At 63.6% G+C, this 25,554-nt stretch carries 28 protein-coding genes and 2 pseudogenes; 18 read left to right on the plus strand and 12 right to left on the minus strand.

Going from position 1 to position 25,554, the window contains the following annotated elements; genetic code table 11:
* Positions 1 to 52: 52 nt before the first annotated feature.
* Positions 53 to 685 carry a histidine phosphatase family protein gene (locus tag FA04_RS10385; RefSeq protein WP_034792751.1) on the minus strand — a complete coding sequence of 211 codons (633 nt, stop codon included), beginning with the start codon at positions 683 to 685 and terminating at the stop codon, positions 53 to 55.
* 11 nt (positions 686 to 696) lie between these two features.
* The gene (locus FA04_RS10390; protein WP_034792749.1) at positions 697 to 1,449 is read right to left on the minus strand and encodes a pyridoxine 5'-phosphate synthase; all 753 of its coding nucleotides are present in this window, start codon (positions 1,447 to 1,449) and stop codon (positions 697 to 699) included.
* Positions 1,450 to 1,922: 473 nt separating this feature from the next.
* Between FA04_RS10390 and FA04_RS10395 the strand changes: the two genes are divergently transcribed.
* The 3 genes from FA04_RS10395 to FA04_RS10405 all read left to right on the plus strand — a co-directional run bounded on the left by FA04_RS10395 (position 1,923) and on the right by FA04_RS10405 (position 5,036).
* On the plus strand, positions 1,923 to 3,035 hold the full coding sequence (locus FA04_RS10395; protein WP_034792748.1) for a hypothetical protein: 1,113 nt from the start codon (positions 1,923 to 1,925) through the stop codon (positions 3,033 to 3,035).
* A gap of 397 nt (positions 3,036 to 3,432) precedes the next feature.
* A complete protein-coding gene (locus tag FA04_RS10400; protein ID WP_034792747.1) occupies positions 3,433 to 4,107 on the plus strand; it encodes a MerR family transcriptional regulator in 675 nt (224 codons plus the stop codon).
* Between the two features lie 254 nt (positions 4,108 to 4,361).
* The gene (locus FA04_RS10405) at positions 4,362 to 5,036 is read left to right on the plus strand and encodes a spermine/spermidine synthase domain-containing protein (RefSeq protein ID WP_034792746.1); all 675 of its coding nucleotides are present in this window, start codon (positions 4,362 to 4,364) and stop codon (positions 5,034 to 5,036) included.
* A gap of 20 nt (positions 5,037 to 5,056) precedes the next feature.
* On the opposite strand, the gene FA04_RS10410 is transcribed toward FA04_RS10405, so the two are convergent.
* Positions 5,057 to 5,416 (minus strand): VOC family protein, encoded by a 360-nt coding sequence (locus FA04_RS10410; protein ID WP_034792745.1) that lies wholly within the window; start codon positions 5,414 to 5,416, stop codon positions 5,057 to 5,059.
* Between the two features lie 26 nt (positions 5,417 to 5,442).
* Entirely contained in the window at positions 5,443 to 6,570 is a 1,128-nt protein-coding gene (locus FA04_RS10415) for an ATP-dependent DNA helicase (protein ID WP_034792744.1), read from the minus strand.
* A gap of 451 nt (positions 6,571 to 7,021) precedes the next feature.
* Here FA04_RS10415 and FA04_RS10420 point away from each other — a divergent pair, with 451 nt between their 5' ends.
* Positions 7,022 to 8,062 (plus strand): AbrB family transcriptional regulator, encoded by a 1,041-nt coding sequence (locus FA04_RS10420; protein ID WP_371273166.1) that lies wholly within the window; start codon positions 7,022 to 7,024, stop codon positions 8,060 to 8,062.
* Positions 8,063 to 8,108: 46 nt separating this feature from the next.
* Positions 8,109 to 8,531 carry a hypothetical protein gene (locus FA04_RS10425; protein WP_051659255.1) on the plus strand — a complete coding sequence of 141 codons (423 nt, stop codon included), beginning with the start codon at positions 8,109 to 8,111 and terminating at the stop codon, positions 8,529 to 8,531.
* Between the two features lie 38 nt (positions 8,532 to 8,569).
* On the opposite strand, the gene FA04_RS10430 is transcribed toward FA04_RS10425, so the two are convergent.
* Positions 8,570 to 9,460: a LysR family transcriptional regulator gene (locus tag FA04_RS10430; RefSeq protein ID WP_034792740.1), complete on the minus strand. Its 891-nt coding sequence runs from the start codon at positions 9,458 to 9,460 to the stop codon at positions 8,570 to 8,572.
* 97 nt (positions 9,461 to 9,557) lie between these two features.
* Here FA04_RS10430 and FA04_RS10435 point away from each other — a divergent pair, with 97 nt between their 5' ends.
* From FA04_RS10435 to FA04_RS10450, 4 genes are all read left to right on the plus strand, one after another.
* Positions 9,558 to 10,541 carry a quinone oxidoreductase family protein gene (locus FA04_RS10435; RefSeq protein ID WP_034792738.1) on the plus strand — a complete coding sequence of 328 codons (984 nt, stop codon included), beginning with the start codon at positions 9,558 to 9,560 and terminating at the stop codon, positions 10,539 to 10,541.
* A 256-nt stretch (positions 10,542 to 10,797) separates the two neighbouring features.
* Positions 10,798 to 11,175, plus strand: a complete 378-nt coding sequence (locus FA04_RS10440; protein ID WP_034792736.1) for a COG4315 family predicted lipoprotein — start codon at positions 10,798 to 10,800, stop codon at positions 11,173 to 11,175.
* Positions 11,159 to 11,710: an RNA polymerase sigma factor gene (locus FA04_RS10445; RefSeq protein ID WP_034792734.1), complete on the plus strand. Its 552-nt coding sequence runs from the start codon at positions 11,159 to 11,161 to the stop codon at positions 11,708 to 11,710. The genes FA04_RS10440 and FA04_RS10445 overlap by 17 nt, the downstream gene beginning before the upstream one ends.
* Entirely contained in the window at positions 11,707 to 12,540 is an 834-nt protein-coding gene (locus tag FA04_RS10450; protein ID WP_034792732.1) for an anti-sigma factor family protein, read from the plus strand. The genes FA04_RS10445 and FA04_RS10450 overlap by 4 nt, the downstream gene beginning before the upstream one ends.
* Before the next feature lie 145 nt (positions 12,541 to 12,685).
* On the opposite strand, the gene FA04_RS10455 is transcribed toward FA04_RS10450, so the two are convergent.
* Complete coding sequence (locus tag FA04_RS10455) at positions 12,686 to 13,321, minus strand: TetR/AcrR family transcriptional regulator (protein ID WP_034792728.1); 636 nt, start codon at positions 13,319 to 13,321, stop codon at positions 12,686 to 12,688.
* 91 nt (positions 13,322 to 13,412) lie between these two features.
* Here FA04_RS10455 and FA04_RS10460 point away from each other — a divergent pair, with 91 nt between their 5' ends.
* The 3 genes from FA04_RS10460 (at position 13,413) to FA04_RS10470 (ending at position 16,701) form a co-directional block, all read left to right on the plus strand.
* The gene (locus tag FA04_RS10460; protein ID WP_034793622.1) at positions 13,413 to 14,066 is read left to right on the plus strand and encodes an O-methyltransferase; all 654 of its coding nucleotides are present in this window, start codon (positions 13,413 to 13,415) and stop codon (positions 14,064 to 14,066) included.
* A gap of 71 nt (positions 14,067 to 14,137) precedes the next feature.
* Positions 14,138 to 15,031, plus strand: a complete 894-nt coding sequence (locus FA04_RS10465; protein WP_034792725.1) for an SDR family oxidoreductase — start codon at positions 14,138 to 14,140, stop codon at positions 15,029 to 15,031.
* Between the two features lie 200 nt (positions 15,032 to 15,231).
* Complete coding sequence (locus tag FA04_RS10470; protein ID WP_051659254.1) at positions 15,232 to 16,701, plus strand: MltF family protein; 1,470 nt, start codon at positions 15,232 to 15,234, stop codon at positions 16,699 to 16,701.
* 54 nt (positions 16,702 to 16,755) lie between these two features.
* Here FA04_RS10470 and FA04_RS10475 read toward each other — a convergent pair whose 3' ends face one another.
* From FA04_RS10475 to nthA, 3 genes and pseudogenes are all read right to left on the minus strand, one after another.
* A complete protein-coding gene (locus FA04_RS10475) occupies positions 16,756 to 17,145 on the minus strand; it encodes a nitrile hydratase accessory protein (RefSeq protein WP_090294265.1) in 390 nt (129 codons plus the stop codon).
* Positions 17,114 to 17,773, minus strand: coding sequence for a nitrile hydratase subunit beta (nthB, locus tag FA04_RS10480; protein WP_034792719.1), 660 nt, complete (start codon positions 17,771 to 17,773; stop codon positions 17,114 to 17,116). The genes FA04_RS10475 and nthB overlap by 32 nt, the downstream gene beginning before the upstream one ends.
* Positions 17,770 to 18,413 (minus strand): annotated as a pseudogene (nthA, locus tag FA04_RS10485) (nitrile hydratase subunit alpha). The gene nthB and the pseudogene nthA overlap by 4 nt, the downstream one beginning before the upstream one ends.
* Before the next feature lie 233 nt (positions 18,414 to 18,646).
* Between nthA and FA04_RS35875 the strand changes: the two are divergent.
* Together FA04_RS35875 and FA04_RS10490 are read left to right on the plus strand one after the other, a co-directional pair.
* Positions 18,647 to 18,796, plus strand: a pseudogene (locus tag FA04_RS35875) (DoxX-like family protein); the annotation flags it as partial.
* Positions 18,797 to 18,798: 2 nt separating this feature from the next.
* On the plus strand, positions 18,799 to 19,257 hold the full coding sequence (locus FA04_RS10490) for a DUF2269 family protein (RefSeq protein ID WP_034793618.1): 459 nt from the start codon (positions 18,799 to 18,801) through the stop codon (positions 19,255 to 19,257).
* Here FA04_RS10490 and FA04_RS10495 read toward each other — a convergent pair.
* Positions 19,249 to 19,842 (minus strand): LysE family translocator, encoded by a 594-nt coding sequence (locus tag FA04_RS10495; RefSeq protein ID WP_034792716.1) that lies wholly within the window; start codon positions 19,840 to 19,842, stop codon positions 19,249 to 19,251. The two genes, FA04_RS10490 and FA04_RS10495, sit on opposite strands and share 9 nt — an antisense overlap.
* Before the next feature lie 543 nt (positions 19,843 to 20,385).
* Between FA04_RS10495 and FA04_RS10500 the strand changes: the two genes are divergently transcribed.
* Complete coding sequence (locus FA04_RS10500) at positions 20,386 to 20,625, plus strand: hypothetical protein (RefSeq protein ID WP_127889203.1); 240 nt, start codon at positions 20,386 to 20,388, stop codon at positions 20,623 to 20,625.
* Positions 20,626 to 20,717: 92 nt separating this feature from the next.
* On the opposite strand, the gene FA04_RS10505 is transcribed toward FA04_RS10500, so the two are convergent.
* Entirely contained in the window at positions 20,718 to 21,629 is a 912-nt protein-coding gene (locus tag FA04_RS10505) for an MBL fold metallo-hydrolase (RefSeq protein ID WP_034792710.1), read from the minus strand.
* A 116-nt stretch (positions 21,630 to 21,745) separates the two neighbouring features.
* On the opposite strand from FA04_RS10505, the gene FA04_RS10510 reads away from it, so the two are divergent.
* Together FA04_RS10510 and FA04_RS10515 are read left to right on the plus strand one after the other, a co-directional pair.
* Positions 21,746 to 22,654, plus strand: a complete 909-nt coding sequence (locus tag FA04_RS10510) for a LysR family transcriptional regulator (protein ID WP_034792707.1) — start codon at positions 21,746 to 21,748, stop codon at positions 22,652 to 22,654.
* A 171-nt stretch (positions 22,655 to 22,825) separates the two neighbouring features.
* On the plus strand, positions 22,826 to 23,671 hold the full coding sequence (locus FA04_RS10515) for an aldo/keto reductase (protein WP_034793617.1): 846 nt from the start codon (positions 22,826 to 22,828) through the stop codon (positions 23,669 to 23,671).
* 133 nt (positions 23,672 to 23,804) lie between these two features.
* On the opposite strand, the gene FA04_RS10520 is transcribed toward FA04_RS10515, so the two are convergent.
* On the minus strand, positions 23,805 to 24,554 hold the full coding sequence (locus FA04_RS10520; protein WP_034792704.1) for a glucose 1-dehydrogenase: 750 nt from the start codon (positions 24,552 to 24,554) through the stop codon (positions 23,805 to 23,807).
* Positions 24,555 to 24,648: 94 nt separating this feature from the next.
* Here FA04_RS10520 and FA04_RS10525 point away from each other — a divergent pair, with 94 nt between their 5' ends.
* Entirely contained in the window at positions 24,649 to 25,545 is an 897-nt protein-coding gene (locus FA04_RS10525; protein ID WP_034792690.1) for a LysR family transcriptional regulator, read from the plus strand.
* Positions 25,546 to 25,554: the final 9 nt, after the last annotated feature.

A 25,554-nucleotide genomic window follows, 5' to 3' on the forward strand; every position in this document is an offset into this window, starting at 1 on the left:
TTGCAGATTGCATTGCGTTCGCGCCTGCGTAGCCCTGAGTATTTTCAGGATGTTACGGCGTCTCATTTGCCAGATGCGCGGCATCCGCCAGGCAGACGACGGCGCGATTCCTGAAAAAATCATCCTCGCGCAGATGAGTGATGCTTCCGGATTTCGCCGGGAAGCTCAAGAAACCGGCGGCCTCGATCGGAACCTTCATCCAGGCCGCCATCACCAGCGTCAGCGTGAAACCGTGGGTAACGATGATCTGCGTCGGACAGGGCCTGGCGACGATGGCCTCGACGCAAGGGTAGACCCGAAGCGCCACGTCGCGGCGGGTTTCCGCGCCGTCGATACCGCAATCATGATCCAGCCGATTGTCGTCCGGCGCCGCGGTATAGCGCGCGTCGAGCCAGGCCTGCGGCCCGCCGCCGGCCACGCCATAGCTGATTTCGCGAAGAGCGGCGGTTTCCGTCACGGGCGCGGCAAGGCGCGCGGCGATCGCCGCCGCCGTTTCAGCGGTGCGCAAAAGGTCGGAGCTGAAGATCTCGACCTGCCTCCCGCCGACAAGGGTCGCAAGACGCTCGGCCGTGGCCGCCGCATCCTTTCGGCCGCGCTCGCTCAGGCCGGTATCGTACCAGCCGCCCACCCTGCCCTCGACATGGTGGACGGATTGCGTGTGGGTGACGACGAAGAGTTCCTTCATGCGAAGGCGCCTCAGACCTCCTGCCCGCAGGCGCGACGGAAGCGGCGCACGGTCTCGGCCATGCCGTATTCCAGCGCATCGGCGGTCAGGCCGTGGCCGATCGACACTTCGGCAAGGTTCGGAATGTGCCTGGCAAGCAGCGGCAGGTTGGCGACAGTCAGGTCGTGGCCGGCATTGACGTCGAGACCGAGCTCGGCCGCCAGCGCCGCCGTGCGGCCAAGCTCGCCGGCGATCTTCTCGGCCTTTTCCGGATCGTCATAGCAGCCGCCATAGGGGCCGGTGTAGAGTTCGATGCGGTCCGCACCCGTTTCCTTGGCGATGCGCAGCGCCTCCATGTCCTCGTCGCCATCGGCAAACAGCGAAACGCGAAAACCCTTCTTCTTCAGCCGGCCGACCACATGGCCGAGCAGATTGTGGTTCTTGCGGAAATCCCAGCCGTGGTCGGAGGTCGCCTGCGCCGGATCGTCGGGCACCAGCGTCACCTGTTCCGGCCGGTGCGCTTCGACGAGACCGAGAAACTCCTCGTTCGGGTAGCCTTCCATGTTGAATTCCGTCTCCGGGAATGCGCCGTCGATCAGGTCGCGGATCGGCTGCAGGTCGGAAAAGCGGACATGGCGCTGATCCGGCCGGGGATGCACCGTCAGGCCGGCGGCGCCGGCTTCGAGCGCAATGCGCCCGAGTGCGGTGACGGAGGGCCAGGGTAGATCGCGCCGGTTGCGAAGCATTGCGACGGCATTCAGATTCACGGACAGTTTTGCAGGCATGTCTGAACTTTCCAGAGGCGGGGCCGCTCACGGCCCGATGCGGGCAATGTGGATGCAATGTTCTACTGCATATTTAACGAAAGCAGAAACGGTTTGAGGTCGGGATTATGCAGCAATTCCAAGGAGTACCAATGCAATATCCGCGTCAATGGCGCGCAGTGCGTTTGCCCGCCTTGTCTTGATCAAATCTTGACAATCGATCTCTCTAATATGCAGGAAAGCTGAATCACCGGAACGAAACCTTCGGGCCGCCGGCACGCCGGCACTGGGCGAGCGAGCACCGCTACGATCTGTCACAGGGATTGAGGACGCAATTTTTACGTTTATTTCAGAAAAAACTCAAATTTGGCGTCTATCACCCCTGACAACCACTTCTTTTGGCCTTAAATTTCCGAATCAGATCGAATGGCCCTGGCCTACGCCGCGATCGCCTTCATAGATTTTTAGATCACATGACCCTGGAGCAAGCACCGATGACGACGGTCGAAAGACCCTGCGATGAGACGATACGGCGGACGCTCCGTCGCATCCTCGAAAGCAAGGCTTTCGCGCGCTCCGAGCGCTTGCGGGCGTTCCTCGCCTATGTCGTCGAAAAGGAGATGATCGGCGAAGGCCATCAGCTCAAGGGGTACTCGATCGCCATCGACGTCTTCGACCGGCCACAGGCCTTCAACGCCGACAGCGACCCGCTGGTGCGCGTGCATGCCGGCAAGCTGCGCAAGCTGCTCAAGGCCTTCTACGAGGGCGACGGCGCCGACGAGGATTGGCGCATTGCCATTCCCAAGGGAACCTACGTTCCGGAATACCGCCACGCGCGGACGGAAGTGGCCGAAACTGCCGCCCCCGCGCCGCGTCAGCCGAAGCCGGCCAAGCGGCGCTTTGCCGGGCATCGCCCCGCCTGGCCGCCAGCCCCGCTCTCCTCGCCGCTCTCCGTTCTGAGCGTCCTGCCGCTGTTGCTCTTTGCACCGATGCCGTCGCAGGAAATGACGCTGGACCTCGACGCCCAGGCCAAGCTCTTCAACGCCCGCCACGCAACCGAGCGGGTGCTGCCCGCCGTTACCGTGAAGCTCAGCGGCGCCGAAAACAGCGATGCGAAGGCCTTCGCCACGGCGCTGCGGCTTGCCGCCCAGCGCCACAAGACGCTGGCGCGCGCCACCGATGGCGACACCGGCCGACCGGTCTCGCGCAACTCAGCACTTTCCTTCACAGTCCAGGTGACCTGGTACGACGCACCGGCCCAGGGCATTCGCGTCACCCTCTCCCATGACGGCGAGAACGTGCCGATGCGCCAGGACTTCATCACCTGGAAGCGGCTCGAGACCGAGCCTGACCTGCTTTTCGAGAGCATGTCGCTCGCCGCCGAACTGTTTTCGCTCGATGGCGAGATCTATAATCACGCCCGCGAAGAGCAGATCGAAAGCCCGCTGATGGGCTGCATGGCCGCCACCCAGCGCTATCGCAAGCACCTCACCCGCGACACCTTCGAGACCGCCTGGTCCTGCCAGCAAAAACTCTCGCCGCTGCGCGGCGACGAGCCGCTGTTCATCCTCAGCGCCAACAGCCCGCTCAAGGTCATCGGACACTGAGCCTGCCCGGCGGGGCGGGCAAAGGCCGGTCCGCATGAAGCGGCTGCGACCCCCGGTCCGCCACATTCGCCTGCCATACTGGGACTGGTCATATTAGCGATTCGCGTATACGGTACACGCATGCGTTGGGAATGGGTGCCTGGGTGCTCGTCAGGCAAGCATCGATGTCCTGAGTAAACCGTGCCTTGCGCGCGGAGGTGCCCCAACCGAGCAGCAGGTATTGTCGTTGACGATCAACGAGTGCCTCACCGCGCGGATCCGTCCGCACCTTTGAGACCCGACGATCGCCACCGCTTCCGGACGCGGATTGCGCGCGCCCCTGGGTCGGTCTCGATTCAGGAAATTGCAGAAACAGCGCGTCGAAAGACGCGCAGGCTGTAGACCGGGGACCTTCGACATGCCGCGAGACCACTGGAAATTCGAGGGCGTGCTGGCCGCGCCCGATCGTGTCGGCTTTCTGCCCGACCTGCCGCTTCCCCACCACGACCCCACGACGCCGCTGGCGATCGCCGACATGGCCGACGCTTTCGGCGTCACCCATCGCACGCTGCACTTCTACGAGGAAAAGGGGCTCCTGACCGCCGCCCGCATGGGGCCGATGCGGGTCTACAACGAAGATCACATTCGCCGCATGGCCGTCATCAACGCCTGCCGCGAGATCGACATGCCGATCTCGACCATCCTGGAACTGCTGACCGGACTTGCGGGCACCGAGGAGCAGGCCGAAGCCGACAAGCTGTTTCGCGACGCCCTGCTGGCCCGACGGCGTGAGCTTGCCGCCCAGCAGGCAAACCTGCGCCGGCAGATGCAGCGCATCACCGAGCTGCTCGAAACCACCGACGGAGGCGAAGCCACCGATGAGGACGGCCATGTCCATCTCTCGCCGATCGAAAGCGAGTGCCTGACCTTCATGGCCGACGGCTATCCGGCGGCGCGCATCGCCGGCCTGATGGACATGGACGTGGCAGCAGCGCTTACCCTTGAAGCCGGCATCATCCGCAAGTTCGGCGCTAACAACCGCTTCCAGGCGATCGCCAAGGCGGTGCTTTCAGGCATGATCTCGCCGGAATAGCGAGGACACGGCAGCCTCCCCCGATGCCTTGCCGTCCGCATCCTCGTGCGTGAAGAGGACGAGGTCGCGTTGCGCCTCGCCTCGGTCACGACGCTCTCCTGCAGCCCCCTGCCCGCAGGCCTGCCACAGTAAGGCGCGCCGAACAGTTTGCAGGTCCACGCGGCACAATTCTCTTGAACGGCAGACATTGCGGTGTCGCCATTATCCCGCACGTGTTACGAGGGCGCCTGAACAAATACGGACGAGAGACCCCGATGCTTCCCTGGATAGAGCTGGACCGCGCAACCATTCCCGGTGACGGCGACGAGCTGCGCCTGAAGCAGCGCGGGCAGGAATTCTCGATCATGCTCGGCTCGAACGAGCTGATGAACAGCCGGTTGAGCGGCTCGGAAGAAGCGCTGGCGACGCTCGCCCATGAGCGCATCGCCGGCGGCAAGAACCTGAGCATGCTGATCGGCGGCCTGGGCATGGGCTTTACCTTGCGCGCGGCCCTTGCCGTGCTGCCAGGCGATGCCCGCGTGACCGTCGCCGAACTGGTTCCGGCCGTCGTCGACTGGGCTCGCGGCCCCATGGCCGAGCTGCACAAGGGCACGCTCGACGATCCCCGCGTCGATATCCATGTCGGCGATGTCGGCGCACTGATCCGCTCGAAGAAGGCCGCCTACGACGCCATCCTGCTCGATGTCGACAATGGCCCGGATGGCCTGACGCGCCCCTCCAACGACAGCCTCTACAGCCACACCGGCCTTCGCGCCGCGCAAGCCGCCCTTCGGGCTGGCGGCGTGCTTTCCGTCTGGTCGTCGGCACCCGACAGCGCCTTCACCCGCCGCCTGCGCGAAGTCGGCTTTGCCGCCGACGAGGTGAACGTGCGCGCCAACGGCAAACGCGGCGGCGCCCGCCATATGATTTGGATGGCAACGAAGCGGTAACAGCTCAAGACGGCTGCACCTCAGATCTTGCGGAAGGCGCGGCTCGATATCGAGATCGGATTGCCTGATGGGTCCTTCGCATTGGCGAACTGATAGCCATCGGCCTGATGGATGGCCCCGAATACCAGCCCTTCCTGAGCGCACCCTCGGCTGAAGGCTTCGACATCCCTGACATCGAACACTAGCTTGATGAGGGATTGGCCTTTCCGCGCGCCCTTGGCGGTCGGATGGACCATCAGGCTGGCGCCACCGTCTTGCGGGATCAGCTCGACGATACGGTCGCCCGCCTCGCGCGATGCCTGGAAGCCGAAGTGTTTTTCGTAGAAGCGAACCGTCGCTTCCACGTCATGGGCGTAGAGAATGATCCTGTTGATCGGCACGTCCGCATCCCTTCCGGCAGTGCGGTCTAGCGAACGATGGTCAGCCGCTCCGCAGCGCGAGTGATCGCGGTATAGAGCCAGCGCTCGCGGGTATCGCGGAAGGCCCAGCTTTCGTCGAACAGCACGACATTGTTCCACTGCGAGCCCTGCGCCTTGTGCACCGTCAGCGCGTAGCCGTAGTCGAACTCGTCGTAGCGCTTGCGCGTCGTCCAGGGGATCTCGCCCTCGACATCCTCGAAGGCCGCCTTCAACAGCTTGATCTTGGCGGCACCGCGATCCATGTCGTCGTCTTCGGGCCGGATCATCAGGTTGATCCCCGGCTTCACCGTCTCCTTCGAAGAACTCATCACCTGCCACAGCGAGCCGTTGAGCAGGCCCTTGGCCGGATCGTTCCTCAGGCACACGAGCTTGTCGCCCGATTGCGGATACTCGCTGGTAAAGCCTTTCAGTTCGCGCAGACGCTGGTTGTAGCGCCGGCGGGTCTTGTTGGTGCCGACCAGCACCTGGTCGGCCTCGAGCACCAGTTCCTGGTTCACCTGAGAGCGACCGATCACATGCGTCGTGCCATAGTCGCCATGCATGATTTCCTTGCCTTCGCGCACCTGCATGGCGAGCTGGATGATCGGATTGTCGCGCGCCTGGCGGTGAATGTCCGTCAGCAGGTAGTCCGGCTCTTGATTGGTGAAATAGCCGCCGCCCGTAACCGGCGGCAGCTGGCCGGGGTCGCCAAGCACCAGGATCGGCGTGCCGAAGCTCATCAGGTCCTTGCCGAGTGCCTCGTCCACCATCGAGCATTCGTCGACGATGATCAGCGCCGCCTTGGCGACCGGGCTCTGGCGGTTGATCGCAAACATCGGCGCGATCGAGGTCTTGCCGGTTTCCTCGTCGGAAACCTCCTCTTCGCCGCGCGGCCGGTAGATCAGCGAGTGAATGGTCTTGGCGTTGCTCGCGCCCTTGGAGCGCAGCACCTGCGCCGCCTTGCCGGTAAAGGCGGCAAACAGCACGTCGCCATCGACATGCTCGGCAAAATGCCGGGCCAGCGTCGTCTTGCCGGTACCGGCATAGCCGAACAGCCTAAAGAGCGGCGAGCGGCCCTCTTTCAGCCATTGCGAAACGGCCTTCAGGGCCTCGTCCTGTTGCGGTGCGAATTGCATGAGGTTGAGTGTCAGGATTCGGGCCGCACACGCAAGCCCGGAATTGCGGCCCCACCGGAGGACCAGGAGCCGCCAGCTTCGCGAGCGTCACCGCCGTGCGCAAAATTACCCCGTAAAATCAAGGCCGCGCCTCGTCACCGCTCCTTCCGGCGCGGCTTACGCCCGGCCGAATCTGTTCACGTTTTTTTCTCATTTCGCCTCCTGCCCGCACGGTGCTCGCATTGCCCGCTGGCAATCCTGTGGCACTTTCTTGCTCTGCCCCTTGAACGCAACGCCGCATTGTTGCTAACGAGCGTGACGTGATGGCGCCCGCGCTTCTGCTGGCGAAGACCATCGCTCAAAGCCCGTCAAGGCCGGCCCCGGTGGCCGTTCCCGCCTTTCCGGGTCATGCCGGAGAGTGCCCGTGAAAACCGACAAGCCAGCTGCGCCGCCCACCCCGGACAAGGTCGGCATCGGACGGTTCGCGCCCTGGCTGCAATGGAGCCTGCTGCTTGCGGTCTCCATCGTCCTTGCCTCGTTTTTCGAATTCATCGGCCTTCCGGCCGGGCTGCTCATGGGCCCGATGCTGGCCGCCGTGCTCGTCGGCATGAACGGCGGCACGATACGCCTGCCGCGCCAGCTGTTCTTCTGCGTGCAGTTCATCCTGGCAATGATGATTGCCGGTGCCATGACGCCGGGCATGCTCGCCACCTTCTCCGGCAACTGGCCGCTGTTTCTCGCCGTCATCCTCTCGGTCATCGCCGTCAGCACGCTCTGCGGCTGGGTCATCACCCGCATGCGCATCCTGCCGGGCACAACCGCGATCTGGGGATCGTCGGCAGGCGCCGCCTCGACCATGCTGCTGATGGCTGACGCCTATGGGGCCGATGCACGCCTCGTCGCCTTCATGCAGTATCTGCGCGTGATCTTCGTCGCCAGCACCGCGACCGTGGTTGCGCATATGTGGGTCACCGGCGCCGAAGCCGAGCAGACCACCCACTGGTTCGCACCGATCGACGGCCTGCTTTTCCTCGAGACAATCGCCGTCGGCCTTGGCGCAGCGCTCGCCGGCCGCTTCCTGCGCGTGCCCGCCGGTGCCTTCCTGCTGCCCTTCCTTCTCGGCGCCGTGCTGAACGTCTCAGGCGTGATGACCACCGCGCTGCCGCAATGGCTGCTGGCGATCTGTTTTGCCATGCTCGGCTGGAACATCGGCCTCGGCTTCACCCGCCAGATCCTCATCCATGCCCGCCGCGCGCTGGTGCCGACGATCATCTCGATCGTCGTGCTGATCTCGTTCTCCGGCCTGCTTGCCCTGCTTTTGATCAAGGTGGTCGGCATCGATCCGCTGACCGCCTATCTCGCCACCAGCCCCGGCGGCCTCGACTCGATCGCCGTCATTGCCGCCTCGAGCAATGTCGACCTCTCCTTCGTCATGGCCCTGCAGACAGCCCGCCTGCTGATCATCACCATGATCGGGCCGGCGCTCGCCCGCTTCGTCGCCGACCGGGCTTGACGATGTTGGCCCGGCACGTTTCCAATGCGCTGCCGGGAGAACACTCGTGAAGACGCTCAGAATCTATGGACCTCCGGAAGCCGCGCTTCCCTTCGACCTGCGCGACATCCTGCAGCGCCTCGCACCCCGCTCGCTGAGAGCGTCGTGGAGAGTTTCCGCCGTCGACGCAGGTTATCAATGGTTCGATGCCACCGGCCCCGGCGGCGACGTTCTGGAGAGTTGGGCCCAGTCCGGGAGCATGATCGAGGGCCGGCACCTGGCCGCCGCTGTGCAAGACGTTCTCCAGATCATCTGGGGAGAGTTTACCGGTTTCCTGCCCGGCACCCCGAACAGCCCCTGGATCGTCATTCGCGCCATCGACAGCACGTTTTACGAAATCACCACGGACGACGAGACGGTTCTGCAACGGGTGGAGACCGGTTTCCAGGGCGCTCGCCGTTCTGATGCCCCGTGGAAACCGGCCGACTAGCACCATCGGCTGCTCCCTCACGAAAGCGTCTGCAATCCTCAGGCGCTTTCCGCCAATCGCGCAGCGAAGCGCGCCATCACGGTGGAGACCGCCTCCTTGGTGAGCCGCACGCGCGGCAGTTCGGCCGATTGTTCATGGACCAGCAACCAGAGATCCGGGGCCAATGGCGGCGCCTCCGGCAGCAGCGGAGTGAAGCCTGCCGCCTCGGCCGCAAAGGCCGGAAGCACGGCAAAGCCGAGCCCGTTTTTCACCGCCGCCATCTGCGCGCCGAGCGAGGAGAAGCGCATCGCCGGCTGCAGGCCGGGGCATAGGGTTTCCAGCCAGGCGACCATAATCAGGTAGCTCAGCTCCTCGCTCCAGCCGATCAGCCGGTGGCGGTAGAGGTCGGCAGGTGCGCTCGGCATGCCGTGACGCGCGATGTAGCCAGGCATCGCATAAAGGCCGAAGGCGAGTTGGCCGAGCCTGCGCTGGCGATAGTTGCCCTGCTGCGGCCGCACCAGGCGCAGAACGATGTCGGCCTCTTCGCCGGCAAGCCGCACCGGGCGCACGCTCGAATGCATCTCCAGGCGGATTTCCGGATGCTCCAGCAGGAAACCGGCGAGGCCCGGCAACAGGACCTCCTGCCCCAACAGTTCAGGCACGTCGATGCGCACCGGGCCGGCAAGGTCGTTGTCCTTCTCCCGCGCCGTCCGCTCGAAGACCCGCATCTGCGCCTCGGCCCGTTCGGCCGGCGCCAAAAGCGCCTCGCCCGCCGGCGTCAGGTCGTAACCGTCGCGGTGCGGCCGGAAAAGCCTGACCTGCAACGCCGCCTCCAGCACCTCGATCCGGCGTGACACGGTCGATGCGCTGACACCAAGCCTGACGGAGGCCGCAGTCAGCGAGCGCGCATTGGCAACGGCAAGAAAGAATTTGAGATCGTTCCAGTCCATATTGCTTTCCATTTTTGGAAATCAGAATTGCGGAATGGTTTCTCGACCGAAGCCAGGAAATCAAGCAGTTTCTTCTGAAATCCGGAGAGAAACCAGCATGACGCCCAACATCGATACCTTTCGATTTTCCGAATTTGGCGAGCCGTCAGTGCTCGCCTTCAAGGCCGAGACGCTGGGCGAGCCCGGGCGCGGCGAAATCCAGATCCGCCATCTCGCCATCGGCGTGAACTACATCGACATTTATCACCGTCGGGGTTCGGCACCCCTGCCCCTGCCGAGCGGGATCGGCGTCGAAGGCGTCGGCGTGATCACCGCGCTTGGCGAAGGCGTCGAAGGCTTCTCGATTGGCGCACGCGTCGCCTATGTGGGCGGCCCGCCCGGCGCTTATGCCACCCACCGCAACCTGCCCGCCGCCCGGGCGCTGGCGCTGCCGGAGGAACTGGACAGCCGAGAGGTCGCAGCCCTCGTCTTCAAGGGACTGACCGTCGAATACCTGATCCGTCGCTGCATCGAGGTGAAGCCCGGCGACACGGTGCTCTTCCATGCGGCGGCCGGCGGTGTCGGCTCGATTGCCTGCCAGTGGCTGAGCCACATCGGCGCGACCGTCATCGGCACCGTCAGCTCCACAGAGAAAGCCGAAATCGCCCGGGCCAATGGCTGCCATCATGTCATCCTCTACAGCCAGGAGGATTTCCGGGTCCGCGTCGGCGAAATCACCGGTGGCAAGGGTGTCGGCGTCGTCTATGATTCCGTTGGCGCCGACACCTTCGCCAGGTCGCTCGACTGCCTGCGCCCGCGCGGCACGCTGGTTTCCTTCGGCGCCTCCTCCGGTCCGGTTCCCCCGCTCGACGTCGCCTCGCTCTCGGCCAAGGGCTCGCTCTATGTCACTCGTCCCTCGATCGCCCACTACACTGCCGAGCGAGGCGAGTACGAAGCGGCGGCGCGAGAGTTGTTCGGCGCCATGCAGGCAGGTGTCGTTCGTGCCCCAGCCATCACCACCTATCCGCTTCACGACGCCCGCAGGGCTCACGAAGACCTGGAGGCCCGGCGGACGACCGGATCCGTGGTCCTGCTGCCCTGAACGGCTGTCGCCTCCAACTGGTCAGCGCCCTATTCCCCCTCTCGTCGGCCGCGCGATGAACGTCGCGTGGCCGGATGCGTCCTGTGGCCGACCTGCAAGAACCGAACCGAAACTTCCGCCAGTTCTCCGGGAATAAACCCTGTGCTTGCCGTGTCTTACGGTTGGATCTGCACCATGCGGCTCCCGCGGAAACGGGACGAGGAGGCTTTTCGCCCGTTTCCGGACAGGAAAACCATCTTGAGGAAGGACAACTGCCATGAGAACGTTTCCACTGACGATCGCCATGCTGCTTGCGGCCAGCGTTACGGCTTTCGCCGCGCCGCCGGTCAAGGAAGTCGAGACCGCCAAGGGCAAGGTGCTGGCCGGAGAAAACGGCATGACGCTCTACACCTACAAGGACGATCATGGCGGCGTGTCCATGTGCTACGATGATTGCGCCAAGAACTGGCCGCCCTTCTTCGCGGAAGCCAGCGCCAAGGCAGATGGTGCTTATACGGTCGTCGAGCGCAAGGACGGCAAGAAGCAATGGGCCAAGGACGGTATGCCGCTCTACTTCTTCATCAAGGACAAGAAGATGGGTGACATGACCGGCGACGGCATGAAGAAGGGCGAATGGAATGTCGCCAAGCCGTAACGGCGGCAACGAGGATGCGGGGGCACCCCCCGCCTCCGACCGGTTCGAAGAGGATGTGCTGGCCCTGGTGCCGGCACTGCGGCGCTATGCCCGCAGCCTGGTGCGCTCGGACCCGGATGGCGAGGACCTGTTGCAGGATTGCGTGGAGAAGGTGCTTTCGCGCCGCGCGCAGTGGCGCGGCGTGAACCTGCGCGCCTGGGCCTTCACCATCATGACCAATCTCGGCCGCAACCGGCACCGCTATGTGGCGATGCACCCGCAGGTGGCGCTGGACGAGGACTTGGGCCTTGAGGCCGAGACCCACGAGAGCGACCCGCTGGAGCGCTCGCGGCTCGAACGGGCGCTGAACGGGCTCTCCACGGAGAACCGCTCGGTGCTGATGCTCGTGGTGATCGAAGGATACCGCTACCAGGACGTGGCCGAGATGATGGCCATACCGATCGGCACCGTGATGTCGCGCCTGTCGCGCGCGCGGCGCCAGCTTGCAGAAGCCATGAAGGACGACAATGTGATCAGCATGCGGAGACCGAAATGACGGAAGGCCACAACACCGTCTCCGAAGACGACCTGCACGCCTATGTCGACGGCGCCCTTGGCCCGCGCGAGCGGTTGCGGATCGAGCAATGGCTCGAGCAAAACCCCACGCAGGCCGAAGAGGTCCGGCAATGGCGGGCGCAGGCGGTCGAGTTGCGCGCGCTCTTTGCCGGCTATGCCCGCAGCGACGCCGATGACCGGGCTCTGCTTCTGAGCAACGGCAGCGAACGCCCGCAACAGGATCCCGGCAAGGACACCCGATCGTTTGCCAGCATCGCCCGCGCCGTCGCCGCCGGCCTGGTGCTCTTTGCGGCCGGCGGCCTCACCGGCCTTTACGCGCCCTCCTTGCTCGCACCCGAGCAAAGCCCCCGGCTGACGCAGACGGCCGACAGCCTGCCGCGCCAGGCGCAATCGGCCTTCCTGGTCTATGCGAGCGAAGTGCGCCATGCCGTCGAGGTCGGCGCCGACGACCAGACCCATCTCGCCACCTGGCTTGGCAAGCGCCTCGATCATCCGCTCTCGATCCCTGATCTCTCCTCGCTCGGCTTCTCGCTGGTCGGCGGCCGGCTGCTGCCGGTCAACGGCAAGGCAGGCGCGATGTTCATGTATGAGGATGGCACCGGCCGACGGCTGACGGTGCTGCTCGGCCGCAACGACGACAACCGCGAAACCAGCTTCCGCATCGACGAGAACGACGGCGTCGAGACCTTCTACTGGATCGACGGCCCGCTCGGCTACGCCGTCACCGGCGAGGTGCCGCGCGATCTGCTGCAGCAGGTGGCGTATGAATGCTACCGGCAGTTCGAAAAGAGCGAGGCGACGAAGAGCTGAGGGGTAACCCAGCCAACGCCGACTGGGCTTTGTTGGCAAGGTATTTCAAAGAGTTACAGTCGAGCCCGCACATTCGTCTCACCCTGCGTGACCCGAGACGCCCTGCGCTCAAAATCGCCGGGACGCTCACAATTTTCGGGATGCATCAGGTGCCGGCGCCCTTCGCCACGAGATAGGCCGAGAACATGTCGGCCATCGCATCCGCATAGGCCTCGATCTCCGCATCGCTGCGCGCCGTTCCCGAAAAATCCTTCCCCACCGTCGTCATCGTCGTCATGATCAGGTCACCGGCAAGTTCCCTGAGGTCGGTGGGTGCGTTCGGAAGAAGCTCGATCATGAACTGGTCGATGAGCGGATCGTTGGCCTCCTTGGCTTCCCGGGCTTCGGGCGCATCGCGATAAAGGGGTGCCGCGTCGCCCAGGGCAACCCGAACGGCCGCTTCCTCGCATTCCGAGCGCAGGAAGGCGTGAACCAGTGACCGCAGCCGATCGAGCGGCGACCACGACCCGTCACTGAGGATCGTCGCCAGCAGCCCCGACGTCTGCCGCCATTCGTCGCTTTGCAGGCGGAACAGGATCGCGCCCTTGTTGGGAAAATACTGGTACAGCGACCCGACGCTGACGCCCGCCCGTTCCGCGACGCGGGCCGTGGTAAATCGCTGCGCTCCCTCCTCCTCCAAAACCTGAACAGCAGCCTGGAGAATGGCCTTTACCAGCTCGTTCGAACGCGCCTGCTTGGGCGCTTTTCGTGAAGAAATACGGGCACTTGATCTGTTGGCCATTGGCACTGTCCGCAATGCGATTAGCGAATGCGACGAATTATTCGTATTTTTCCTCGTGAACGCAAGCCCATCGAAAACGAAGGAACATCCGATGACCACGCTCACCAGCCAGCCTCTCAAGGGCCTTCTCGACCGCCTATTCGACGAGGCCGATGCCGCGACCAGCCCCGCAGTCGCGCAACTGCCCGCAAGCGAACGCGAACGATTGCTGCACAGCAAGACCGAATATCTGCAGCTCTACGGGCTCTTGAAGGATCTGTGGCTTCCGGTTTCGCGTGAGACCGGCAACCTCCTCTACATGCTCGCCTGCGCGAGCCGCGCCCGCCGGATCGTCGAGTTCGGAACGTCCTTCGGCATTTCGACGCTCTTTCTCGCAGCGGCGCTGCGCGACAACGGCGGCGGCGAGCTGATCACCAGCGAATTCGAACCGGCGAAGGTGGCGCGGGCCGGACAGAACCTCACCGCAGCCGGTCTCGAGGATCTCGTCGAGATCCGGCAGGGTGACGCGCTGACGACTTTCACCGACCTTCCCGACGCGATCGATCTGGTGCTGCTCGACGGGGCAAAACCGATCTATCTCGACGTCTTCAAGCTGATCGAGCCTCGCCTGCGTCCAGGCGCCCTGATCATCGCCGACGACGCCGACAGTTGCCCGGAATATCTCGACTACATCCGTTCGGCCCCCGGCACCTACCTGTCGACACCGTTTGCCCAGGACATCGAAGTGACGATGCGCCTCGCCTGATCGGCGCCATCGTTTCGGTTGAGCGCCGGCGCTTACGCCCACGCAAGGCCACCACATCAAGGAGAACTGCAATGCATGTATTCGTAACGGGCGCGACCGGCTGGGTCGGGTCGGCCGTGGTCAAGGACCTGATCGCGGCGGGGCACAGGGTGTCCGGCCTGGCACGCTCCAGGGAAAAGGCCGCAACCCTCGCCGCAACCGGGGCTTCGGTCGTCGAAGGCGGGCTTGAGTCCGCGGCGGTCCTGCAGCGGGCCGCAGGGCAAGCCGATGCCGTCATTCACACGGCCTTCAGGCATGACTTCGTCCATGGCCCGCTCGACCAGGACTTTTCCAGTTTCCTGGAAAGTGCGGCCGAGGATCAGCGCGTCATCGCGCTTCTGGGTGAGGGTCTCGCCGGATCGGATCGGCCGCTACTCGTAACCTCGGGTCTCGCCGGGCTGCCGCTCGGTGCCACGGAAACCGATCGGCCCAATGCCGCCGTGCCGCGCAAATCCGAAGCCGCTGCCCGTGCCCTTGCCGAGCGCGGCATTCGGGCGGCAACGGTCCGGCTCGCGCCTTCGGTTCACGGCGTGGGTGACTATGGCTTCGTCCCCATCCTCGTGCGTCTTGCGCGCCAGACGGGCGTTTCGGCGTATCTGGATGATGGCGCCAATTGCTGGTCGGGCGTCTACCGGGATGATGCAGCACGGGTCTATCGGCTTGCGCTTGAAAGCGGCACGAGCGAGTGCGTCTACCACGCTGTGGCGGACGAAAAGATCCCGTTCCGACAGATCGCCGAGATCATCGGCCGAAATCTCGGCCTGCCGGTCGAAGCCCGCCCGCCCGCGCATTTCGGCTGGTTTGCCGGCATGGCCGGCGGCAACATGGCCGCGTCCAGCGCCCGGACGCGAGCCTTGCTCGGGTGGAAACCTGTTGGGCCTGACCTGCTCACCGATCTGGATCAGGCAACCTACTACGGCACCTGACAAACACGTCCCTGCCGATGACGTCTCGGCAGTTCCCGCGCCGCGACAGTGTCCGTGCACGACTGCAGCCACCGAATGCCACATATTCCAAACTGCTTGTTTACGGTTGCAGGGAGCGTAATCTCAATTCATCCAGTCTGGGCCAGAGCGTGGCAACTTTGGCTGTGGCCGACTAGAGAGCAACTTTGGGGGTCTGGGCAATGTTCACGCTTCTCGCTGTCGTCGCGCGGGTCGAATTGGCGCGCGCCTTTTTTATCCTTTCCGCCCTAGGTCTTGCAGGCCTTTCGCCCGGCAACTCTCGGGCCCAGGAGCAGACACCCGGCTACCGCGCCTGGACTGGCGATTTCGACGGCATGCAGCAACGCCGCCTGATCCGCATTCTCGTCCCCTTCAGCAAGACGATCTACTTCATCGACCGCGGCGAGCAATTGGGCACAGCGGTGGAGACCGGCAATGCGCTCGCAGAGGAACTCAACAAGGACCAGAAAAAGGAGATCGACAGGATCAAGGTCGTCTATGTGCCAACCAGCCGGGATCTGTTGCTTCCGGCCCTTGTCGAGGGACGCGGCGACATCGTTGCCGCCAACCTGACGATCACGTCCTCGCGCAAGGAGGTCGTCGACTTTACCGATCCGCTGGCAACGGGCGTCAACGAAATACTAGTGACGGGTCCGCCGGCCCAGTCGATCGCAACGCTTGACGACCTCGGCGGAAAGACGGTGTTTGCGCGGCAGAGCAGCAGCTACTTCGAACACCTCGGCGCGCTGAACGCCCGCCTGAAGGCATCCGGCAATACCGGGATCGATATCCGGCCGATCGACGAAAACCTGGAAGACGAGGACCTGATGGAGATGGTCAATGCTGGCCTTCTTCCCTGGTGCGTCGTCGATGATCACAAGGCGCGCATATGGGCAACCGTGTTCGATCGCGTCGTTCTGCATGAGGATATCGCCATTGCTGCGGAAGGCGAGATCGCTTGGGCCATCCGCAGGGACAGCCCGAAGCTCGCGGCCACCTTGAATGCCTTCATCAAGACCCACAAGGTCGGTACCGCCTTCGGCAACGTTCTGAAGAAGCGCTATTACCAGAGCGAGAAGATGGTGCGTGCCGCCTACGAGCGCTCCGAGCTTGAAAAGTATCGCACCCTGCGTGGCTTCTTCGAGACACACGCCACCACCTACGACTTCAACATGCTGCTGCTTGCCGCGCAGGGCTATCAGGAATCGCAACTCGACCAGAGCAAGCGCAGCCCGCGCGGCGCCGTTGGCATCATGCAATTGCTGCCGACAACGGCCGCCGACAAGTCGGTCGGCATTAACGGCGTAGAAAAGGATCCGAACCGCAACATCGAAGCCGGCGCCAAATACATGCGCTATCTGATCACCACCTATCTCAATGAGCCGGGCCTCGATCCCGTCAACCGGACATTGCTTGCTTTCGCCGCCTACAATGCCGGCCCCGGAAACCTGCGCAAGATCCGCCGTATCACCAATGAAATGGGGCTCGATCCGAACATCTGGTTCGGCAATGTCGAGAACGGGGCGGCGAAGGTGATCGGCCGCGAGACCGTGCAGTATGTCGGCAACATCTACAAATATTATGTCGCCTACTCACTCTTCACCGATCTGGAAGCTCGCAGGGCCGAGAGCGCCGCACAGTCACCGCAATGATGCGATGCCTTTGCAGCGCTCCGAGTTGCCATATGATGGAACCGGCAGGCCGCCTCACCGCAGCGGATCGTTCTCGATCACGATCGGTTGCCCATGCGGCGTTGCCTCCGCCGCGCGCTGCCAGCTCAGCGTCAGGTCTTCCAGTTCTCGACCGGAGGCGAGCGAAAGCTCCGTGACGAGGCGCGAGAGTGCGGCCACCCAGCAGTCGTAGTAGTCGCTGGCATCGGCCTTGCGGCCGGGTTTGTAAAGTTCGGCCGAAAGCGCTTCTGCCCATTCGGGCCAGGAGAACACACCCTTTTCGTGCAGGCGCACGGTCATGGCGAAGGCGTTCGCCTGCCAGGGCTCGGCAAAGACCGGATCGCCCTCCGGTGACTTCGGCAGTTCGGCCGAGGCAATCAGCGGCGATGTCACCTTACACGTGCTCAAGATAGCTCTCCCAGGCATCGATCGAGACGGTCAGCGTCGGGTCGGCGCCCTCGCCCCAGATCTCCGGCCCATCGAAAACGACCGTGTAGACCCATTGTGGATTTTCGCCGCGGCCATGGGCGTTGTCGTCAGGAAAGACGAAAGAGCCCTGCACCGCCTCGACCCGGCCGAGCTTGGCACGGGCATAGCGCGGCAGGCGCGTATGGGTCTCCGGATTGAAGTTTTTCGTGCGCACCCGGTCGCCGGCGGCAAAGCGTGGGCGCCCCTCGACCGGACGATCGCAGGGGCCGCCTTTGGCGAGCACGCCCGCCACCATGTCGGCCTTCAGCACCCGTTTCGGCGCCGCACCCTGTTCCAGCCTGTGGCCGCCATCGAGTTCGGCCTGGGTCACGAAGCCGTGGCGCTTCAACAGGGTTTCGAGCGCGCGCGTCCAGATCTCGTAATAGCTCGCCGAGAGATAGGTCGCCGGGGCCAAGTTTTCGCGCGCATGCCGGCTTTCGTCGATCGTCCAGGCGCCAAAGGCGCCGCAGGAAAGCGTGACGCCGAGCGCCCGCTTTTCCCACTCCGCATGGAAGTAGGGCTCGTCCTTTTCAGGCGCCACCGGGCCGAGGCCGTGGGCGCCGCCGAGATCGTGTGGACCGTTCATCGAAGCACCTCCGCAGAAAGTGCCAGGCCCGTCCCGATCATCGCGTCGCGGGTGACGAGGGCAGCAAGCTCGTCCTCGCTGAATCCTTCCGTCCCTGCCGGGCGCTCGGGGATCACGAGATAACGCAGTTCCGCCGTCGAATCCCAAACGCGATGCGCGTCGTCTCGGGAAGCGTCAGGCCGAATTCCTGGAGCACACCGCGCGGATCGATGACGGCGCGCGAACGATAGGGCGGCGCCTTGTACCAGACCGGCGGCAGACCGAGCACCGACCAGGGGTAACAGGAACAGAGCGTGCAGACGACGAGGTTATGGGTTTCGGGCGTGTTGAACACGGCGCGCATATGCTCGCCCTGCCGGCCGGTATAACTGAGGCTGGCGATCGCTTCCGTCGCATCGCGCTTCAGCCACTCGGCAAATTCCGGATCCACCCAGGCCTTGGCGACCACACGCGCGCCGTTGCGCGGACCGATCTTCGTCTCATAGGTCTCGACGATCGCATCGATCGCCGCCGGGTCGATCAACCCCTTCTCTGTCAGCACCGTCTCCAGCGCCTTCACCCGCGCTTCCATGTCGGTGAAATGGTTGTCGTGGTGATGGTCGTGATCGTGATGATCGTGGCCATGATGGTGTTCGGACATTGCCTGGCTCCTCGCAACGCTGTGCCATCACAGGCACAAAGATGGCGCTGCCTCCTCATAAAGTCGTAGCGCATAAACCCCGGATTCGAAATCGATTTCAACGCCCGCGGGTACCCGCAATTGTCACCATAACAAGTCTGGTCCGATGCGCTTCGGACCAGGCCACCGAGCAAGCCGGCTTCCGCTGCCGGCGATCATTTGCCATGCAGTTCCGAATGTATCATCTGCGCCATCTAGGCATGCTCGCACTGTCGGTCGCCTATCTCGCCTCCGCTCCCCTCGTCGAACCCCAACTTTGGGCCGATCCGCTCGGGCCGCTCGTCAAGGTGCTGCCGTCGCTGCTTCTCACGCTGGCGACGCTGACCATACTGGATGAACGCTGATGATGCTCGAAGATCTGCTGCGCCCTGCCAATGTTATCGGTGCCGCGGTGCTCTTCGGCACCGGCGCTGGTATCGCCTTCTTCATGCTTATGGCCAAGCGCACGCGCGATGCCCGGCTGATCGCGCACGTCGCCGACACGGTCTTCACCGCGACAGCGGTGCTGCTCCAGCCGATCACCGGTTACCTGCTGGCGACGAGCATCGGCTGGTCGCTGACGGAAGGATGGATCGCGCTGTCGCTGATCCTCTATGTCGTCACCGGCCTCTTCTGGCTGCCGGTCGTTTGGATCCAGTTGCGGCTGCGCGATCTCGCCCGGCTTGCAACGGCCAACGGTGCGCCGCTACCACCGGAGTTCGACCGGCTCTATGCCATCTGGTTTGCCTGCGGCTTCCCGGCCTTCTTTGCCGTCACCGGCATCTTCTGGCTGATGCTGATGAAACCACAATTCGCACTATTTTAGCATCGGCCAGAGACTGATGACGAGAAGCACCGCCATGGTGATGTTGAACCATTTCAGCCGCGACGGTTCCGAGAGCCATTGGCGCAGCGCCGAACCGAAGCCCGCCCATGTGGAAACGCTCGGCACGTTGACGAGCGCAAAGACGACGCCGACGACGAGCACGCTGAAGAGGTAGCTTTCGCTGCTGGTATAGGTCGCCATCGCTGACACCGCCATCACCCACGCCTTGGGATTGACCCATTGGAAGGCGGCAGCCCCGATGAAGGTCATCGGCTGTGCGCTGGCCTTGCCTTCGGACAGCGAACGCGAGGTGCCGATCTTCCAGGCGATCCAGATGAGATAGGCACCGCCTGCGAACTTCAGCGCCGTGTAGACGACCGGCACGGAATGGAGCAGCGCACCGAGGCCGAAACCGACGGCGATGAGCAGCAGGAAGAAGCCGGCGCCGATGCCCAGCATATGCGGAATGGTGCGCACGAAACCGAAATTCACGCCCGACGCGAACAGCATCATGTTGTTCGGCCCCGGCGTGATCGAAGTGGTGAATGCGAACAAAAACAGCGCCAGCAGCGTATCGGCCTGCATGGTTTCCTCCCGGTCAATTGGGTCAGCATAATTGACCTATTAGCCGGCATCAGCCGCGAACTTGTCATGGTGACAAGTTTCCCCTCGCCGATAAATTGCCAAAAAACCGTATAATACAGCAGTTTGTCTACAACGTTCGTGCGACTTTGGACCTAGGGCAGCGCTAGGGTACCCGCCTGGGCCCTGCGTCCCTCAGACCCCGTTATGTCGTGCCGGGCCCCGGTGGGATGGGCCTGGCGGAATCTTACTTGAGGCCATTAAGGGGGTCCCTACACGCCTCTCGGGCTCCGGCTCAACGGTAGATGGTCGGAGCAAGGAAGCGACCAGTCGGTTGATTGAGCGGCCTGCCGAGAGGCCTCGGTGATGGGGTAGCAATGCGATGACAACGCGCCCAAGCCCGTCGTTGTCCAGCCTCAGCCGTGTGTGTACTCTCGCTGTCATGCACGTGGGTAGGAGGCCACAATGAGGAGGACGATTGTTGCCGCTCTCGCCACTTTCGTGTTCACGGCCCCAGCCATGGCGCGATCAGAGGAGAGGCAGTCTATGACAACGCCATCCTTCACCGAATGTCAGAAGGTGCAGCAGGAGGTCATGCGTCTCGTCACAGGTGGAAGGGACTGGAAGCTGGTGCCGTGGGACGGTGGCGCAGTCGCTCTATTTCTCCAAATCGACGGCACAATCGCCATCACATGCAGCAGCGACGGCACAGCCGAAATCTACGCGACGGGCGTCGCTACCAATGCCTTTCCGGGATTTGTTCGCGCCTTTGAACTCCTAAAGTAACAGTGTCCTTGGTCTTGGTGCGCACCGTTTTCAGCATCCGTACATTCATGTGACCGGTCGCCGCCTCGCCTGTGCAGGAACGGTGGTCGGCCTCAGCCCCACTTCATCTCGCCCTTGGCGACCTTGGCGCCGAGCTCGAGCGTCGCGACACCGGGCAGATCCGGATAGCGCTTTGTCATCGCTGCGATCAGCTCGCCGCTGTCCTTGGCGGCGGCCGCCGCCTCGTTGAAGGCTGCGAGATAATCGCGGGTGAAGCGGATGGCCTCGACGCCCTCCGGCCCGCCAGCACTCTTGTGCGCCGGCACGACGATCGCGGGCTTGCGCGTCGCCATGGCATCGAGCGCCTCGATCCATTTCTGCCGCCCTTCCGCCGTCGCCTCGTCGGCCACCCAGACATGCGAGCCGGAATAGACGAGCACGCCACCGAAAATCGCCTGCAGTTCCGGCACGAAGAGATAGCGCCGGTCCTTCATCCCCTCGATCGTGACGATCTCGATCGTGCTGCCTTCGAGCGTCAACGCGGTGCGGTCGTCGGGCGTCGGCATCACCACATCGGCGAGCGTCTGCGGGCCATTGTCCTTCAACTGCGCCCCCCAGGTTTCAAGCTTTCCTTCAACATTGGCCCTGATCGCCTCGACGGTCGCTGAAGCGGCGATGACCTTCGCATCCGGAAAGGCTTCGACGATCGGCTTGAGGCTGAAATAGAAATCCGGGTCGTTGCAGCTGACATAGATGGTCGTCAGCCGCTTGCCCGTTGCCTTGATTGCCTCGGCCACCGCCCGGCCGTCGGAAAACGTGAAGCCGCCATCGATCAGGATCGCCTCGCTCTTTCCGGTCAGCAGCACCGGTGTACGGTTGAAGCCGGCATCATCCGCCTGGAAATAGCGCCATTCGAGCGCTGCGGCCGCATTGGCAAAGCGGCCACCGACCGGCTGAATGAGGATGGCGGCGCCGGCCGCCGCTGCCGTCTTGAGTGCGGTCCGCCGGGTCAACTGGATCTGCATGGGGTCTCCTTGGGCTTTTGTCGTGCCCGGCAGGATGACGGCACGGGCGCTCTTGAAAAAGCCCGGCAGTCCGAACAGACTGTCTGACAACCTCAGACAATCGCGAAGAATTTCGAATGACTGTAAATTTAAATCGCCTCTCGCATTTTGTTGCCGTGGTCGAGTGCGGCTCTTTCACCGCGGCTGCCGAACGGCTCGGGCTTGCCAAAGCCGCCGTCAGCCATCAGGTCGCCCAACTCGAAAAGGAGCTGGGCACCACCCTGCTCGTGCGCACCACACGGCGGCTAAGCCCGACCGCCACCGGCCAGCGCTTCTACGAGCGCTGCGCGCTGATCCTGCGCGATGCCGATGAGGCCGTCGGCGCGGTCTCAGCTGAAACCGAGATCCCGAGCGGCACGCTGACACTGACGGCACCGCTCGACTATGGCGCCAAGGTCGTAACCAACGCCGTCGCCGCCTATCTCGCGGCCTATCCCGCCATGCGGGTGGAGCTGAGCTTCAACGACACGGTTCTCGACATGATCGAGAAGCGCCTCGATCTCGCCATTCGCGCCGGCTGGCTGGTGGTTTCCAGCGAACGGGCAAAACGCATCGGCACGTTTCAGCAGCACCTCGTCGCAGCGCCCGCCTATGCCGCAAAGCTCGGGGACATCACGCACCCCAATCAATTGATGGAGGCAGACTGGATCGCCAACGGCGCGCTGAAGGCGCCGCTGGAATGGACCTTCACGCATGCTTCCGGCAACGGGGCGGCAATCCACGGCAAGGCGCTGGTGACCGCCGACAGCATCGATTCCGCCCACTGCTGCGCTGTCGCCGGCATCGGGCTTGCCGTGCTGCCGGACTATCAGGTGCGAACCGACATCGCCGAGGGCCGGCTGGTGCGGTTGCTTTCCGACTGGTCGCTGCCCTCGGGCGGTATCCATGTCGTCTATCCGCCCTCCCATTTCCGCCCGGCGCGCGTGCGCGCCTTCGTCGAGATCCTGCAGCGCATGGAAAAGGAGCGCGGGCGGCTTGCCGGATGAAGGCTCGAAAGACCGGCGGGATGCGCTAGATTGCCCGCTACCCGCCGATTTCCTGAAAGCGTTTCCGCTTTTACGGATAGCAACGGGGCGCACGTCTAAGTGCTACAGCGTGAGAGGCGCATCTTGAAAGCTGCGGCCGCTGTGGGCAATTTCGGCCGCGAGGAGAAAAGCATGCACGATCCGATCCCGACGACGACACTTCCCGACGGCCGCTCGATCCCGGTTCTTGGCCAAGGCACCTGGCGCATGGGCGACAGCGCAGCACGCAAGGCCGATGAGGTGAAGAGCCTGCAGCTCGGCCTCGATCTCGGCCTGACGCTGATCGACACGGCCGAAATGTATGGCAACGGCGCCTCGGAGCGCGTGGTCGGCGAAGCGGTGCGCGGGCGCCGCGACGAGGCCTTCATCGTCAGCAAGGTGCTGCCGTCCAACGCCAGCCGCATTGGCACCGAGGCCGCCTGCGCGCGCAGCCTGAAGCATCTCGGCGTCGACCATATCGATCTCTACCTCCTGCACTGGCGCGGCGGCTATCCGCTGGCGGAAACGGTTGCCGCCTTCGAGGCGCTGAAGAAATCAGGCAAGATCGGCGCCTGGGGCGTCTCGAACTTCGATGTCGACGACATGGAGGAGCTGCTGGACGTGCCGGATGGCAAAAACGTCGCCGTCAACCAGGTGCTCTACAACCTGTCGCGCCGCGGCATCGAATACGACCTCTTGCCCTGGTGCCAGAGCCAAGGCATCGCCATCATGGCCTATTCTCCGCTCGACGAGGGTCGGCTCTTGCGCCACCCCGATCTCATTCACATCGCCAAGGCGCATCAGGCGACGCCCTCCCAGATCGCCCTTGCCTTCCTCAAGACCCGCCCCGGCGTCATCTCGATCCCCAAGACCGGTTCGGCCGACCGCCTCCGCGAAAACCGCGACGCAATGGACATCCACCTGACCGCCGAAGACCTCGCCGCCCTCGACCACGCCTTCCCGCCGCCGAAGCGCAAGCGGTCGCTGGAGATGATTTGAGAGAAGCGTCGCGATAACGTTGACCGCGCCCTCAGCCGCTCAGCCCGACTGCGCGCCGGAGGCGCAGTCGGTGCAACATCGATGACGGTTCAATCAAACGCCCTCGCTGCTGTTCGGCGACATCCGCTATCCGTCAGACAAGCAACATTCCGCCGTCGACGTGGAGTTCGATGCCGTTGACGAAGCGACCGGCATCCGAAGCGAGGAAGAGTGCCGCACTGGCAAGCTCCCCGGACGTGCCCAGCCGGCCAGCCGGGATCGTCTCGGCCATGTGCTCGAGAAAGGGTACGCGTTCAGCCTCGGAGATTCCGAGCTTTCCAAGGATTTCCGTGTCCGTCGGCCCCGGGCTGAGAACATTCACGCGAATGCGGCGCGACTTGAACTCGATCGCCCAGTTGCGCGCGAACGCCGCTGCGGCAGCTTTGGAACCGGCATAGACGCTATGGTTCGGGAGAACCTTGGTCGCCGCCAGCGAACTGGTGATGATGATGCTCCCGCCCTCGTTCATGATGGGAGCGATGGCTTGAACGCCGAAGAAGACGCCCTTTGTGTTGATGGAAAAATGCCGGTCATAGGCTTCTTCGGAGATTGCGTCGGTCGGTTTGAGGTCGATCACGCCCGCGTTGGCAAGGTAGATATCGACCGCGCCAAATCGTTCCGCAACTGTGCCCGCGACCGCCCGATGATGGGCGAGATCAGCCACGTCACCCTGGATGCCGATCGCGCCGAAGCCGATTTCCTGAACGGCTTGATCTAGAAGGTCCTGGCGTCGAGCCGTGATGATGACCTGGGCGCCTTCTTCGGCAAAGAGCTTGGCGGTCGCCTTTCCGATGCCGCTGTTGCCGCCAGTAATGACGGCGACCTTTCCTTGAAGTGTCTTCATTTTCGTCTCCATGTTAGGTGTCATGGAGATAGAGATGCCTTGGACGGCGCATTAGCGGGTTCATGAGCACATGACATGTGCCTGCGAGGTGTAGATGCCCAATCTGCTGAACGAGACGCCTGGCTTGATCGCGTTCGTCAGGACCGTGGAGAGCGGTTCGTTCAGCGCTGCGGCCAAGATCCTGAGGACATCGCCGTCTGCCGTCTCGAGGAGCGTCGGAAGGTTGGAGACCTTGGTCAGGGCCCGCCTGTTTCTGAGGTCAACGCGAGCATTGGTTCTAACCTTCGAAGGGCAATCCTTGTTCGACAAGGTTGCTCCTCTCCTGCGCCAGCTTGATACGTCGGACGAGGTCGCCAGCCGTGAGGACACGCTCGCCGGCAGAATTCGGTTCAGCATGCCAAGCGATCTTGCCCGCTACTTCTTGACCCCGATATTTCGAGATTTCGCATCGGCCTTTCCCGCCATCAAGCTGGAGGTGGGGCTCGCAGACCGGCAAGTTGATTTGATCCGGGAGGATTACGACGTGGCCTTCCGCGTGGGCGGCGGTGGCCAAGGCGAACTGCGCGTACGAAAGCTAGCGAATGTCAACATGGTGATCGTCGCGTCTCCAGCTTACCTCGAGAAACACGGCAAGCCGCGTTCAGTAGACGAGGCGTCGGCTCTTCCCTTCGCCCGATACATTGTGCGTGGTCATCCGAGCCCGATGGTCTTTGCGGGCGGCAAGCAGTTTTCACCGCAGGGCCGCGTGGATTGCGATACCGGGCAGGCACTGCGGGCAGCGGCACTCCACGGTCTGGGGGCGGCACTGCTCATGAAGTGTGTGGTTCAGGACGAGTTGAACGACGGCCGGCTGATCGATATCTCCACTGAACTGGACCTGCCGCCGCAGCCTCTCAACGTGGTGCACGCCTTCGGCTCGATGATACCGCTTCGCGTTCGGCGATTTTGCGATTTCATCGCCGACCAAACCAAGAGCATACCAGGTCTGTGACAGCCTAAG

Origin of the sequence: Ensifer adhaerens, from assembly GCF_000697965.2 — a bacterium.
GTDB lineage: Bacteria > Pseudomonadota > Alphaproteobacteria > Rhizobiales > Rhizobiaceae > Ensifer > Ensifer adhaerens.